Origin of the sequence: Phenylobacterium sp. LjRoot225 (assembly GCF_964252855.1) — a bacterium.
Taxonomy (GTDB): Bacteria; Pseudomonadota; Alphaproteobacteria; order Caulobacterales; family Caulobacteraceae; genus Phenylobacterium.
Window position 1 is genome coordinate 1484114 of the sequence record NZ_CAXUPL020000001.1, and the last position, 13371, is coordinate 1497484.

Annotated in this window: 12 protein-coding genes and 2 tRNA genes; all 14 read right to left on the reverse strand. The window is 68.6% G+C overall.

Annotation, left to right across the window (positions count from 1 at the left end; all coding sequences use genetic code 11):
• Positions 1-87: 87 nt before the first annotated feature.
• On the reverse strand, positions 88-4728 hold the full coding sequence (gltB, locus tag ACSQ2B_RS07065) for a glutamate synthase large subunit (protein WP_436048547.1): 4641 nt from the start codon (positions 4726-4728) through the stop codon (positions 88-90).
• 292 nt (positions 4729-5020) lie between these two features.
• Positions 5021-5097: transfer RNA gene (locus ACSQ2B_RS07070), tRNA-His, on the reverse strand.
• 150 nt (positions 5098-5247) lie between these two features.
• Positions 5248-5958, reverse strand: a complete 711-nt coding sequence (locus ACSQ2B_RS07075) for an energy transducer TonB (protein ID WP_436048549.1) — start codon at positions 5956-5958, stop codon at positions 5248-5250.
• A 3-nt stretch (positions 5959-5961) separates the two neighbouring features.
• Positions 5962-6408, reverse strand: a complete 447-nt coding sequence (locus ACSQ2B_RS07080; protein WP_436048551.1) for a biopolymer transporter ExbD — start codon at positions 6406-6408, stop codon at positions 5962-5964.
• Between the two features lie 5 nt (positions 6409-6413).
• Positions 6414-7283, reverse strand: coding sequence for a MotA/TolQ/ExbB proton channel family protein (locus tag ACSQ2B_RS07085; protein WP_436048553.1), 870 nt, complete (start codon positions 7281-7283; stop codon positions 6414-6416).
• 551 nt (positions 7284-7834) lie between these two features.
• Positions 7835-7910 (reverse strand) — tRNA-Phe (locus ACSQ2B_RS07090).
• A gap of 62 nt (positions 7911-7972) precedes the next feature.
• A complete protein-coding gene (locus tag ACSQ2B_RS07095; protein WP_436048555.1) occupies positions 7973-8146 on the reverse strand; it encodes a DNA gyrase inhibitor YacG in 174 nt (57 codons plus the stop codon).
• Positions 8143-9183, reverse strand: coding sequence for a ribonuclease E/G (locus ACSQ2B_RS07100; protein ID WP_436048557.1), 1041 nt, complete (start codon positions 9181-9183; stop codon positions 8143-8145). Before ACSQ2B_RS07100 ends, ACSQ2B_RS07095 begins: the two co-directional genes overlap by 4 nt.
• Entirely contained in the window at positions 9180-9767 is a 588-nt protein-coding gene (locus tag ACSQ2B_RS07105) for a Maf family protein (protein ID WP_436048559.1), read from the reverse strand. Before ACSQ2B_RS07105 ends, ACSQ2B_RS07100 begins: the two co-directional genes overlap by 4 nt.
• A 16-nt stretch (positions 9768-9783) precedes the next feature.
• Positions 9784-10002: a translation initiation factor IF-1 gene (gene infA / locus ACSQ2B_RS07110; protein ID WP_436048561.1), complete on the reverse strand. Its 219-nt coding sequence runs from the start codon at positions 10000-10002 to the stop codon at positions 9784-9786.
• Positions 10003-10126: 124 nt separating this feature from the next.
• Entirely contained in the window at positions 10127-10603 is a 477-nt protein-coding gene (locus ACSQ2B_RS07115) for an arsenate reductase ArsC (protein WP_436048563.1), read from the reverse strand.
• The gene (locus tag ACSQ2B_RS07120) at positions 10603-11079 is read right to left on the reverse strand and encodes a UPF0262 family protein (RefSeq protein WP_436048565.1); all 477 of its coding nucleotides are present in this window, start codon (positions 11077-11079) and stop codon (positions 10603-10605) included. Before ACSQ2B_RS07120 ends, ACSQ2B_RS07115 begins: the two co-directional genes overlap by 1 nt.
• 152 nt (positions 11080-11231) lie before the next feature.
• The gene (locus tag ACSQ2B_RS07125) at positions 11232-11840 is read right to left on the reverse strand and encodes an SH3 domain-containing protein (RefSeq protein WP_436048567.1); all 609 of its coding nucleotides are present in this window, start codon (positions 11838-11840) and stop codon (positions 11232-11234) included.
• A gap of 241 nt (positions 11841-12081) precedes the next feature.
• Complete coding sequence (gene hisD, locus ACSQ2B_RS07130) at positions 12082-13362, reverse strand: histidinol dehydrogenase (protein ID WP_436048569.1); 1281 nt, start codon at positions 13360-13362, stop codon at positions 12082-12084.
• Positions 13363-13371: the final 9 nt, after the last annotated feature.

Sequence of the window (13371 nt, forward strand, 5' to 3'; positions counted from 1 at the left end):
AAGACGGGCTCTATCCAAAGACGACGACCCTGTTCATCCCGCCTGACTTGGCTCAGTCAGGCGGGACAGGGTGTGGCGTGTACGCGTCTACTCGGCGGCGACCGGCGCAGCTTCCCGCTGCGCCTGCATGTCGAGCAGAGCCCGGCGATAGTCGGTCGGCATCACCTTGACGAAGGACGTCAGCGCCTGGTCCCAGTTGGCCAGGAGCTCGGCGGCGCGCTTCGAGCCGGTGTAGAGCTGATGGCGCTCCACCAGGATCCGCAGCCGCTCGGCGTCGAACCGCAGCATGTCGCCCATGCCGTTGTTCTCGACCGACGGCGCCCGCTGGAGCGGACGATAGGCGTCATCGCCCGCGCTCGGCGCCGCCGCCGGAGCAACCGCTTCCAGCTCGACCATGGCGGTGTTGCAGAGCGCCCGGAACCGGCCTTGCGGGTCGTAGACATAGGCCACGCCTCCGCTCATGCCGGCCGCGAAGTTGCGCCCGGTGTCGCCGAGCACCACCACCACGCCGCCGGTCATGTATTCGCAGCCGTGGTCGCCCACGCCTTCGACCACGGTCACCGCGCCGGAGTTTCGCACCGCGAACCGCTCGCCGCCGACGCCCTGGAAGTAGGCCTCGCCGGCGATCGCCCCGTAGAGCACCGTGTTGCCGACGATGATGTTGGTCGTGGGATCGCGCTTGGAGCCCTGGGGCTGGCGCACCACCACCCGGCCGCCCGACAGCCCCTTGCCGACGTAGTCGTTGGCGTCGCCGGACAGCTCCAGGCTGACGCCGCGCGCGGCGAAGGCCCCGAAGCTCTGCCCGGCGGTGCCGAGGAACTTCAGCTGGATGGTGTCCTCGGCCAGGCCCGTGTGGCCGTAGCGCTTGGCCACCTCGCCGGAGAGCATGGCGCCCACGGTGCGGTTGATGTTGCGCACCTGATACTCGCCCTGCACCGGCTTGCCGTGTTCGAGCGCGGCCGCGCTGTCGGCGATCAGGGTGTTGTCCAGCGCCTTGCCCAGGCCATGGTCCTGCCGGTCCATGTTCCAGAGGCCCTTCGCCGCCTGCGCTGGCGCCGCATAGAGGATCTTCGACAGATCCACGTTGTGCGCCTTCCAGTGGTCGAGCGCCGGACGCATGTCGAGCCGGTCCACCCGGCCGATCATCTCGTTCAGGGTGCGGAAGCCCATCTCGGCCATGATCTCCCGCAGCTCTTCGGCGACGAAGAAGAAGAAGTTGATCACATGCTCGGGCTGGCCGGTGAAGCGCGCGCGCAGCACCGGGTCCTGGGTCGCCACCCCCACCGGACAGGTGTTGAGGTGGCACTTGCGCATCATGATGCAGCCGGCGGCGATCAGCGGCGCCGTCGCGAAGCCGAACTCGTCGGCGCCCAGCAGCGCGCCCACGGCCACGTCGCGGCCGGTGCGCAGACCGCCGTCGACCTGGACGGCGATCCGCCGGCGCAGGCCGTTCAGCAGCAGGGTCTGCTGGGTCTCGGCGAGGCCGATCTCCCAGGGCGAGCCGGCATGGGTCAGCGAGGTGAGCGGCGAAGCCCCGGTGCCGCCTTCGAAGCCGGAGATGGTCACATGGTCGGCGCGCGCCTTGGCGACGCCCGCGGCCACGGTGCCCACGCCCACTTCCGACACCAGCTTCACGGAGATGCGGGCGCGCGGATTGACGTTCTTCAGGTCGTGGATCAGCTGCGCCAGATCCTCGATCGAATAGATGTCGTGGTGCGGCGGCGGGCTGATCAGGCCCACGCCCGGCGTGGAGTGACGCACGCGGGCGATGTTGCGGTCGACCTTGTGGCCGGGCAGCTGGCCGCCCTCCCCGGGCTTGGCGCCCTGGGCCATCTTGATCTGGATGTCGTCGGCGTTGACCAGGTACTCGGCGGTCACGCCGAAGCGGCCGGAGGCCACCTGCTTGATCGCCGAGCGCATCGAGTCGCCGTTCGGCAGCGGCGTGAAGCGATCGGTCTCCTCGCCCCCTTCGCCGGTGTTCGAGCGGCCGCCGATGCGGTTCATGGCGATCGCCAGCGTGGTGTGCGCCTCGCGGCTGATCGAGCCGAAGGACATGGCGCCGGTGGCGAAGCGCTTGACGATCTCGGCCGCCGGCTCGACCTCGTCCAGCGGGATCGGCTGGTCAGCCGGCTTCAGCCGCATCAGGCCGCGGATGGTGAGCAGCCGCTCGCTCTGCTCGTTGATGGTGCGCGAGAAGGCGCGGTACTCGTCGGGCAGGTTGCCGCGCACGGCGTGCTGCAGACGCGACACCGATTCCGGGTTCCAGGCGTGGGCCTCGCCGCGGATGCGGAAGGCGTACTGACCGCCGACGTCGAGCATCGACTTGTAGATCGGATTGTCGCTGTAGGCGTCGCGGTGACGCCGGACGCTTTCCTCGGCGATCTCCGCCAGGCCGACGCCCTCGATGGTCGTCGCCGTGCCGGTGAAATACTTCTCCACCAGCTCCGAGGCCAGGCCGACGCCGTCGAAGATCTGCGCGCCGCAGTAGGACTGGTAGGTGGAGATGCCCATCTTGGACATCACCTTCAGCACGCCCTTGCCGATCGCCTTGATGAAGTTCTTGCGAACCTCGTAGGCGCTCTGCGGCAGGCCGTTCTCGACCCGGATCTGCTCCAGGGTCTGGAAGGCCAGGTAGGGGTTCACGGCTTCCGCGCCATAGCCCGCCAGCACGCAGAAATGGTGCACCTCGCGCGCCTCGCCGGTCTCGACGACGAGGCCGGTCTGCATGCGCAGGCCCTGACGGATCAGATGGTGGTGCACCGCCGCGGTGGCCAGAGCCGCCGGGATCGGGATGCAGTCGGCGGACGCCGCACGGTCCGACAGGATCAAGATGTTGGCGTCGGCCAGCACCTGTTCGGTGGCTTCCCGGCAGAGCCGGTCGAGCGCGCCCTCGAGCCCGGCCGCGCCGTCTTCGGCGGGCCAGGTCGCGTCGAGCGTGGCGGTGCGGAACGCGCCGTCCAGCAACTCGTGGATCGAACGGATCTTGGCCAGGTCCTCGTCGGTGAGGATCGGCTGGGAGACCTCGAGCCGCTTGTGCGTGCCGGCCTGGCGGCCGAGCAGGTTCGGACGCGGTCCGATCATCGACACCAGGCTCATGACGAGCTCTTCGCGGATCGGGTCGATCGGCGGGTTCGTCACCTGGGCGAAGTTCTGCTTGAAGTACTCGTAGAGCAGCTTCGGCCGCGCCGAGAGCACGGCGATCGGCGTGTCTGAGCCCATCGAGCCGATCGGATCGTCGCCGTTGCGCGCCATCGGCTCCAGGAAGAAGGCGATGTCTTCCTGGGTGTAGCCAAAGGCCTGCTGACGATCGAGCAGGGTCGAGGGATCGTTCAGCCGCGGCGCGACGCCATCGGCGCCGAGCGAAAGCTCCTCGAGCTTGAACTGGGTCTCGGAGAGCCAGTGCTCGTAGGGCTCGGCCTCGGCGAGGCTGGCCTTGATCTCCTCGTCCTCGATGATGCGGCCGGCTTCCATGTCGATCAGCAGCATCTTGCCGGGCTGCAGCCGCCACTTGCGGACAACCTTCTCCTCAGGGACGTCGAGCACGCCGACTTCCGAGGCCATGATGACGTTGTCGTCGTCGGTGATGACGAAGCGCGCCGGGCGCAGGCCGTTGCGGTCGAGGGTCGCGCCGATCTGGCGACCGTCGGTGAAGGCCACGGCGGCCGGCCCGTCCCACGGCTCCATCAGGGCGGCGTGGTACTCGTAGAAGGCCTTCCGCTTCGGATCCATCAGCGGGTTGCCGGCCCAGGCCTCCGGGATCAGCATCATCACCGCGTGCGCCAGCGGGTAGCCGCCGGCGACCAGCAGCTCGAGCGCATTGTCGAGGCAGGCGGTGTCCGACTGGCCGTGCGGAATCAGCGGCCACATCTTATGCAGATCCGGCCCCAGCAGTTCGCTCTCCATCGAGCGACGCCGCGCGTTCATCCAGTTCACGTTGCCGCGGACGGTGTTGATCTCGCCGTTGTGGGCGATGAACCGGTACGGGTGGGCCAGCCTCCACGACGGGAAGGTGTTGGTCGAGAAGCGCTGGTGGACCAGGGCGAGCGCCGACTGGGCCAGCGGGTTCTTCAGGTCCTCATAGAAGCTGCCGACCTGGTCGGCGAGCAGCAGGCCCTTGTAGACCACGGTGCGGGTCGACAGCGACGGCACGTAGAGCTCGCTCAGCCCCGGCAGGTTGCGCTTCACCGCCAGGTCCGCCAGCGGGTTCTGGATCTGCTTGCGCAGGGCCAGCAGCTTGCGCTCGTGGGCGTCCTGGTCGCGGATGTTGGGGCCGCGGCCGATGAAGCACTGGCGAACCACAGGCATCGAGGCCAGCACGGCCTCGCCCAGGCCGGTCAGGTCGACCGGCACGTCGCGCCAGCCGATCAGCGGCTGCTTCTCGACCACCAGGAAGTGCTCGAACTGCTGCACGGCGGCGGCGTGCGCCGCCTCGTCCCGCGGCATGAAGCACATGGCGACCGCATACTCGCCGGCCGGCGGCAGGGTCACGCCCGCGCCCTGCGCCCAGTCACGATAGAGGGCGTCCGGAATCTGAATCAGAATCCCGGCTCCGTCGCCGACCAGCGGGTCGGCGCCGACGGCGCCGCGGTGGTCGAGGTTGACGAGGATTTTCAGGCCAGCCTGGATCGTCTCATGAGTTTTGCGGCCTTTGATATTGGCCACGAAGCCCACGCCGCACGAGTCATGCTCGTTCGCCGGATCGTACAGACCTTGCCTTGAGAACCCCATTCGCTCGTCCTCAGCTCCCACTCACGCACGCCAAGACGCGGCCCGACCCAAGCTCGAGGCGGACCGATCCGGCGCAATCGCGCGCATTTAACGAGCAAATGGGAACGTGTCGATGGGAGGGAAGCCGAGCCTTCGGGAGAATTTTGCGGCAGACCGCCGCATTCGCCCCCTGGAAGGCGAAATCTGACCCCAGACAGGCAAACCGGGCCGCCGCAGCCCACGCCGGGCTCCTAACGGCTCGAGGCGCAGAGGGATCTGAAGCCGGGTCCGCAACGCCTGCGGGTCTTCGCGATGGTACCGCCTTCCCGGATCGAACGGGAGACCTCCAGAGCCACAATCTGGCGCTCTAACCAACTGAGCTAAGGCGGCGTATCGCGAGGGCGGGGTTGTAGTCGCGCCGGGCGGCGCGATCAAGCCACGTCTCAAGAAAGAACATGTCCGGCGCCGACACCGAGCCCGGACAAAGAAAAAGCCCCGGAGCTTGCGCCCCGGGGCTTGGTCTTTCAGGTCGCCCTGGCCTCAGCCTTTCGGCAGTCGGAAGGCGATCGGGATGACGATCTTCCCGCCGTCGACCGGCGAGCCGTCCTTGGTCATGGGCCGCATCTTGAAGAGCCGGCTCATCCGGATCGCGGCGTCGCCGAATCCAGCGTCGCTCGGGTTTTCCGAGGCGACCGAGCAGTTCTGCAGGGTGCCGCGCGCGTCGACCGTGCAGCTGATGCTGGCGCGGCCTTCGACGCTCATCCGCTGGGCCCGTTCCGGGTAGTACCGGTCCAGGTCCTCGGCCGACGGACGACGAACCCAGTCGGGCTGCGTGATCACCGAGGCCCGCGGGGGTTCCGGCGGCGGCGGCGCAGGCGGCTTGGGCGTTTCGATACGCTCCGGAACCGGCGGGACCGGCAGCGGAGGAATCGTCGGCACGTTCGGCATCGACACCGGCGGACGAGGCTGAAGCTTCGGCGGCGGCGGCGGCGGGGTGTTCGGCGGCGGCGGCGGCGGAGGCGGCGGCGGCGGCGGGGCCTGAGGTTTGATCAGGGCCACGTCCGTGACGTCGTCCGAGTACTCCTGCATCCGCATTTCGAACTTGCTTCGCCAGAGGTACATCGCCAGGGCGGCATGGGCCACCAGGGCGATCAGGACCGCCGCGATGAAGCCCTTGCTCCGCTTGGGCTTGGGCATGTCGAACGGGTTGTGCCCCGGGTGGGCGATGTCGCGCGGTTGAATGTCAGCCATGCTTCACTGCCCCACCGGACGCTTGTCTTCGCCGACGAGCGCCACGCTGTAGAACCCGTTGTCCTGCAGCATGTTCATCACGCCCATGAAGTCCCCGTAGAGGACATCCTTGTCAGCTCGGATGAAGATCCGTTCCTTGGTAGGGTTGCGCTTCGCGCCCAGGGAGGACCGGAGGTCGTCGCCAAGACTGGCGAGGTCGCTCTGGTTATCCTGGATGAACACCCGCCCGTTGCTCTGTAGCGAGATGTAAATCGGCTTCGGAGGGTTTGGCGACGCTTTCGCGACCGCCGGCGGAAGAGCCACTTTCACGCTCACCGTCGCCATAGGCGCGGCCACCATGAAGATGATCAAGAGAACCAGCATCACGTCCACGAATGGGGTGACATTGATCTCGGCGTTCTGCTCTTCCTGATAACGTCCCCCACCAGAGCCTGAAAGTTTGGCTCCCATGTGGATTAAGCTCCTTTGTCGAGCTGCCGGGAGATCGCGTTCATCAGTTCGGCCACAAAACCTTCAGTGCGGGCGCCGTAGGCCGAAATCCGCGTCTGGAAGTAGTTGTAGAAGATAACCGACGGGATGGCGGCGAACAGGCCCAGACCGGTGGCCAGAAGCGCTTCGGCGATGCCGGGCGCGACGACGGCCAGGTTGGTGGTGTTGGTGTTCGCGATCCCGATGAACGAGTTCATGATCCCGTAGACGGTGCCGAACAGGCCGATGAACGGACCGTTGGAGCCGACCGAAGCCAGGAACTGCATGCCGCCCGAAAGGCGACGGGCGAGAGAGGCCTGGACGGCGCCGACCGCCGCCTCAGCGCGGACGATGGTGCTGTCCCGGTGATCGCCGGTCACTTGCAGGCCGGCCTGACGGGAAAGTTCGACTTCGGCGGCGGCCGCGGCGGCCATGTCGGCCAGCGGATTGCCTTCGAAATCTTCCGACTGGGCGATACGGCCCATGTCGTTGATCGACTTCGCGCCGCGGAAAGCTTCGAGGAAGCTGTCGGTGGAACGGTTCAGCGACCGGAACTCGAGCATCTTGGTAATCAGGGTCGCCCACGAGAAGAGCGAGGCCAGCATCAGGCCGATCATCACCGTCTTCACGACCGGGTCGGCGTCCATGAACATGGTGCCGACGTTCAGCTTGCCGCCGTGGCTGATCTGCGGGGGCAGTTCAGCTTCGGCGGGGGCCGCCGCAGCGTTGCCTTCGGCCGTCGCCGCAGCCGGAGCCGCGGGATCCGCAGCGTTCTGAGCGAACGCCGGCGCGCTCACCATCAGCGCCACAGCGCCGACCAGAGCGATAAGGGAGGTCTTCCGTTTGTTGTCGAGCATCTGTCGCCAGTTCCTGGTTGGTCTAGCACGATTGGCCGGAGGGTCGTCGCGCGAGAGCGTCTCCACCCTAGTTAAAACACGCCCGCCGCCACTCCCCGGTCTCGGGGGTCGGACGGCAGAGCCGCTGTCGCTGCGCCCGACCCGTTACGCGATCTCCCAACTAAGCGTGGAAGCTTTGCGTTTCGAAGGCGCATGGCGACCTCGCCTCCCCGGCGGGGACGGCGAAGTCTTACCGCTATGTTAGACGGGCGGCTGCGGACCTTTGGCAACCCCTTATTCCAGCGTCAAGGGGGAGGACGGATCGCATGAGCCATGTGGCCAGCGGCCGGCGGCTCCATGCTGCACCGCACAACGCCAGGCAGGGGTCCTGACTAGCGGATTGCAGGTCGGAAAGAATTTCGGCGCCGCAGTGCAATAAAGTCGGCGGAACCGCGATCTCGAAATGATCATTTTTCGAGCCGCCACAGGCAAGGGCGAAAACTTGGACGCTCCGGCACGCCGGGGCGGGGCGTGACCGCCACGACGCCGATCGAACGCTGTCCGAAAAGGAATGGTGCCTGGGGGCGGATTCGAACCACCGACACGCGGATTTTCAATCCGCTGCTCTACCAACTGAGCTACCCAGGCGAAGGCCGCCGTCGCGGGAGCCGCGTCTATAAAAGAGCCGATCCTGGAAGTCCAGCCACCGTTCAGTCCTCTTCTGAAGGCTCGTCCGACGGGCCGTCCTCGTTCTCGACGGCGGGGATGGCGTAGCCGCCCGTCAGCCAGCGCTGCAGGTCGACGTCGGCGCAACGCTTCGAGCAGAAGGGTCGGGCCGCGGGCTCGGCCGGACGCCCGCAGATCGGACATTTTGGCTGGCTCATGCGGCGGCCACGTCGAGGCTCTCCCGGGCGCAGGCCGGGTCGGGGGCGATCTGGAACCGCGCGCCGATTCTATCGGAGAGACGGCCGGCCAAGGGTGCGGCGGCGACGGCGACGGCTGGAGCGCAGCGGGCGGTCAGGCGCGCGCCCGGCTGGGCGGCGGCCTCCGCCTCGATGCGACGCAGCAGTCGCTGGGCGAGGCTGCGGTCGCTGAGCGCTCCGTCCTCGCGACAGAGGATCTCGGCGAGCGGCCGGGTGCGCCTGGGCAGGGAAAGCTCCATGGTCCCGAAACGGCCGACCGGCTCGACCGCCACGCCCGGGTTGTCCGGCGCGAAGGCGACGCGCGCCGCAGCGAGCAAGGCCTTGGCGTCGTGCCCGCGGCCGACTAGGTCGATGACCACGATGCCGCCAAGGCCCTTCAGACGCAGCAGCCGCGCGGCCAGGTCGATCGCCGCGAAGTTGGCCGCACGCGTCAGGCGCTTGGCGTCCGCCCCCTTGCGATCGCCCAGGTCGACGTCGACGGCGGTGAGCGCCCGGGTGGGCTCGACGGCGAGCGCGCCGCCGCCCGGTAGCGGATGCAGCACCTCGAGCGCCTCGGCCTCCGCCTCGTCCGCGAGGGCTCGCGCGTCGCGGCCGGTGACGAGGTCGCCGTCGCGCACGATCCCCTGCAGGATCTCCGCCAGCTCGGGGGCCTCGGCCAGCAGGCGCGGCCGGCCCTCGGCCGGGCCGAACAGCCGGGCGATGGCCAGCTTGCCGCGCCGCGGCTCGGCGCGGATCTCGACCTCGACCACCTCGCCGCGGGCCGGCCGGACGTCGGGCTTGAACTGCAGGATCGCCTGGGCGCCGTCGCCCAGGTCGAGGAAGGCGGTGGAGAGCGAGGGCTCGACGCTGGCGACCACCGCCACCAGACGCGCGCCCAGCTGCAGGCGCGCGTCGTCGCCCGTGCGGCGAATCAGCAGCCGCTCGGGCGCCCCGTCGAGGGTCACCACCCCGCGGGCCTCGCCCGGCCCCTGGTCGAGAAAGATCCGGCGCTCGCTCATGGCCTCTGATACCCCAGGCCCGTCAGCAGATTCATCGTCTCGTAGAGCGGCAGGCCGACCACCGAGGAATAGGATCCCTTCAGATCGGTGACGAAGGCCCCGGCGAGACCCTGGATGGCGTAGCCGCCAGCCTTGCCCTGCCCTTCCCCGCTGTCCAGGTAGCGGCGGACCTCGTCCGGGCCGAGCCGCTTGAAATAGACCCGCGTCTCGACCAGCCGTTCGGCGCGGCGGCCGTCGGGCGCGATCACCGCCACGCCGGTCAGCACCCGGTGCGCCCGGCCGGACAACAGCGCCAGGCAGCGGCGGCCCTCGGCCTCGGTCTCCACCTTGGGAAGCACGCGACGGCCGACAGCGACCACGGTGTCGGCCGCCAGCACATAGACGTCAGGACGGCCTTCCGCGACGCGCGCAGCCTTCTCCGCCGCCAGCCGCAGGGCCAGCAGGCGCGGGGTCTCGTCACGCTTGGGCGATTCGTCGATCTCGGCGCCGATCACCGCGTCCGGCGTAAGGCCGATCTGACGCAGAAGGTGGAGCCGCCTGGGGCTTGCGGAGGCGAGCACGAGGCGTGGGGGAACGCGCGTCACGGGCGCGGTCAAACGTTTAGCGAACGCGGAATGTGATACGTCCCTTGGTCAAGTCGTAGGGGGTCATTTCGACGAGGACCTTGTCCCCGGCCGAAACGCGGATGCGGTTCTTACGCATCTTGCCGGCGGTGTGGGCGATAATCTCGTGAGCGTTCTCGAGCTTCACTCGGAAGGTCGCGTTCGGCAGCACCTCGCTGACCGTCCCCGGAAACTCCAGCAAGTCTTCTTTCGCCATGCAAGCTCCTGCACGAACAAAGCGACGGCTCGCCCCTTTGCATAGGCGGCGAGCCGTTCACAGCAGAGAATATATACCGCAGCGTCCCGCGGCGGGTCGATGGTCTGGTGAAGGTTCCGCGGGGTCAGCGGAAGCGGCGCGCGATCTTCTGGGCCAGGGCGTCGCGGGTCATCCGGTAGGCCTCCAGCCGCGCCTGGCGCGAGCCCTCGGTGAGGGTCGGATCCTGGGTCGGCCAGTACTCGATCTCGGCGGCCCGGCCGCGGGCCATCTCCACCGCGCGGTGCTGCGACTCGGGCGTCAGGGAGATCACCAGGTCGAAGCTGTCATCCTCCAGCTCGTCGAAGGTCTTGGTCCTGTAGCCCGAGAGATCGCAGCCGATCTCGGCCATGACTTCGGCGACCAGGGGATCGACCGCGCGGGGCTGCTCAGGATCGGTGAAGGCCTCCGGCGTCGGCTTCAGCCCGCAGCTGTCGACGAAGATCCGGTCGCCGGCCAGCCGCCGCAGCAGGGCCTCCGCCATCGGCGAGCGCACGCGGTTGAAGTTGCAGGCGAAGAGCACAGCGCCCGGCTGTCGCGGAGATGGAGGGTCGTCCGTCGCCATCAGCCCCGCCGATACAGGGCGCAGATCAGGGTGAAGAGCCTGCGCGAGGTGTCCAGATCGGTTTCGATCTTCCCTTTGAGCCGCGTCATCAATAGCTCGGAGGCCTCGTTGTGCAGGCCCCGTCGACCCATGTCCAAGACCTCGATCTGCGCCGGCGTCGCATTGCGGATAGCTTGGAAATAGCTCTCGCAGATCATGAAATAATCACGGATCAGCGAGCGGAACGGCGACAGCGAAAGAATGTGGCGGCGCTCGTAGCCCGACGCGCGCACGTCGAGCACCAGGCGATTGTCCATCAGCCCCATGTGCAGGTCGTACGGGCCGCCGTTCGCCCCTTCCGGCGCGAAATAGTTGTCTTCGAGCAGATCGAAGATGGCGATCTGCCGCTCCTGTTCCTGGTCGCGCGAAGCCGCGGCGAGGGAATCCTCGTCAAGCTGGACGCTTTGCAGGCGGTGGGAGGTGCTGGACGTGGCCATGGGTCGGGACGCGCCTGCACCTTTAGGCCATTCCGCCCCCGTCCGTCATCCTGCGCGATGGTTTTTGGTGGAACGCGAGCGCCTCTCCCCGCAGGGAGAGGCGCCGGCGGGGGGCTTCCACTCAGCTTCTGAGCGGAAGCCCCGTCATCCCCTTAGTATGAGGCGTAGCGGTAGCCGTCCGCGTGGGCGTAGGCGCCGTGGACATAGCCCACGCCGACGCCGCCGCGGCCGACCAGGATCCAGTCGGTCCCACGCACCTTGGCGAGCGCCTCGAAGCGTTCGCCGCGGCGCAGTTGGCCCACGCGGCTGCTGCCCTGGGCCGGGGCGGCCCGCAGATTGACCGTCGAGGTGGCGACGAAGGTTCCGCCGACCCTCTTGTAACTGGCCGGCGCCACGCCGGAGTAGAGGTCGTAGCCGCCCTGGCGATAGGTGCGCTGGCCGTAGTGGTCCGAGGCCGCGCGCTGCTGGCTGTTGTGCTGCATCTGGCAGCCCACCGCCGAGCCGGCCGCGGCGCCGGCCACCGCGCCCACCACCGTGCCGGTGGTGCGGTTGTGGCCCGAGACGCTGTTGCCGATCAGGCCGCCGGCGACCGCGCCCAGCAGGGCCCCGCGCTCCTGCTTGACGCCCGAGGCGCCGCAGCTGGTCACGCCGGGAATCAGGGTCTCGGCCTGGGCCGGAGCGGCCGCGCCGGCCAGCGTCGCCGCAGCCATCGCCGTCGCCAGGAAAGCGCCGGCCGTCATCTTGGTCTTCGTAGTCCGCATGAGAGACTCTCCCATTTCCTTCTCTGCAAGGCGTCGCCGCCCGATGAGTTGGAAGATAGAGAGGCTTCCCTGAACGGCCGCAGGACCTGGGCTGTCAGCTATTGTTCAGCTTCGAAAGCCGGTCCGGCGGCCTAGAGCACGATGCGATCAGGCGGAATCGCCTGATCGCATCGTGCTCTCGAATCAAATGTTTGAGCGCGTTCTAAGCGCAAAACCGGTGTCCACTTTTGCGCAACGCGCTCTATCGGCCGAGGCGGATGGCGGCGGAGCGGGCGTGCGCCGGCAGGCCTTCGGCTTCCGCCAGGGCCACAGTGTGCGGCCCCAGGACGGCGAAGGCCGCGGGATCGCACTTCACGATCGAGGTGCGCTTCAGGAAGTCATAGAGCGACAGGCCCGAGGAGAAGCGCGCCGCGCGGCTGGTCGGCAGCACGTGGTTGGAGCCGGCCACATAGTCGCCGACGGCCTCGGGCGTGTAACGGCCCAGGAAGATCGCGCCGGCGTGGCGGATCTGGCTCGACAGGCTGTCCGGGTCCTCGACGGCCAGCTCGACGTGTTCGGGAGCGATCAGGTCGACCAGCCGGGCGGAGTCCTCGCGCGAGGCGATCACCACCGCGCCGTGGTCGCGCCAGGAGGCGGCCGCGTCTACGCCGGTGGCGAGCTGGGACAGCTGGCTCCCGACCGCGGCCTCGACCTCGGCGGCGAAGGCCTCGTCGTCGGTGATCAGGATCGACTGGGCGGCCGGGTCGTGCTCGGCCTGCGAGAGGAGGTCGGCGGCGATCCACTGCGGATCGTTGGCTGCGTCGGCCACCACCACGATCTCGGACGGGCCGGCGAGCGCGTCGATGCCGACCACCCCATAGACCCGTCGCTTGGCGGCGGTGACGAAGGCGTTGCCTGGGCCGACGATCTTGTCGACCGGGGCGATGGGGCCTGCGCCATAGGCCAGCGCGGCCACGGCCTGGGCCCCGCCCACCCGCCAGATCTCGGTCACGCCGGCGATCTTGGCGGCGGCCAGCACCGCCGGCTGCAACCGACCCGGCGGAGTGACCATGGCGATCCGCTGCACGCCCGCGGCGGCGGCCGGGACGGCGTTCATCAGCACGGTCGAGGGATAGGCCGCGCGACCCCCCGGCACATAGACGCCGACCGCCTCGATCGGCCCCCAGCGCCAGCCGAGCTCGACGCCGGCCTCGTCCTTGAACCACTGGTCGGCCGGGCGCTGGCGCTCGTGATAGGTGCGGATGCGCTCGGCGGCGAAGGCGATCGCCTCGCGGACCTCCGGCGCGCAGGCCGCGGCGCCCGCCTCGATCTCGGCTTCCGAGACCCGGATGTTGCTCTCGTCGATCTCCACCCGGTCGAACTCGCGGGCGAAGCGCAGCAAGGCGGCCAGGCCCTCCGCGCGGACGGCGGCCAGCACGTCGCGAACGATGGCGTCCACGTCGTCGGGCGTATCGCGACGCTCTTCAACGAAGGCCCTGAAGTCGGCCTCGAAGCCGGGATCGGAAGTTCGGAAACGGCGCATGGTCTTTAT

Excerpts from the sequence above, each read along its gene's own strand:
- ACSQ2B_RS07125 (WP_436048567.1), bottom strand. The coding sequence starts at position 11,840 with ATGCGGACTACGAAGACCAAGATGACGGCCGGCGCTTTCCTGGCGACG.
- ACSQ2B_RS07075 (WP_436048549.1), bottom strand. The coding sequence starts at position 5,958 with ATGGCTGACATTCAACCGCGCGACATCGCCCACCCGGGGCACAACCCG.
- ACSQ2B_RS07120 (WP_436048565.1), bottom strand. The coding sequence starts at position 11,079 with ATGGCCACGTCCAGCACCTCCCACCGCCTGCAAAGCGTCCAGCTTGAC.
- ACSQ2B_RS07095 (WP_436048555.1), bottom strand. The coding sequence starts at position 8,146 with ATGAGCCAGCCAAAATGTCCGATCTGCGGGCGTCCGGCCGAGCCCGCG.
- ACSQ2B_RS07080 (WP_436048551.1), bottom strand. The coding sequence starts at position 6,408 with ATGGGAGCCAAACTTTCAGGCTCTGGTGGGGGACGTTATCAGGAAGAG.
- ACSQ2B_RS07100 (WP_436048557.1), bottom strand. The coding sequence starts at position 9,183 with ATGAGCGAGCGCCGGATCTTTCTCGACCAGGGGCCGGGCGAGGCCCGC.
- ACSQ2B_RS07085 (WP_436048553.1), bottom strand. The coding sequence starts at position 7,283 with ATGCTCGACAACAAACGGAAGACCTCCCTTATCGCTCTGGTCGGCGCT.
- gltB (WP_436048547.1), bottom strand. The coding sequence starts at position 4,728 with ATGGGGTTCTCAAGGCAAGGTCTGTACGATCCGGCGAACGAGCATGAC.
- ACSQ2B_RS07115 (WP_436048563.1), bottom strand. The coding sequence starts at position 10,603 with ATGGCGACGGACGACCCTCCATCTCCGCGACAGCCGGGCGCTGTGCTC.
- hisD (WP_436048569.1), bottom strand. The coding sequence starts at position 13,362 with ATGCGCCGTTTCCGAACTTCCGATCCCGGCTTCGAGGCCGACTTCAGG.
- infA (WP_436048561.1), bottom strand. The coding sequence starts at position 10,002 with ATGGCGAAAGAAGACTTGCTGGAGTTTCCGGGGACGGTCAGCGAGGTG.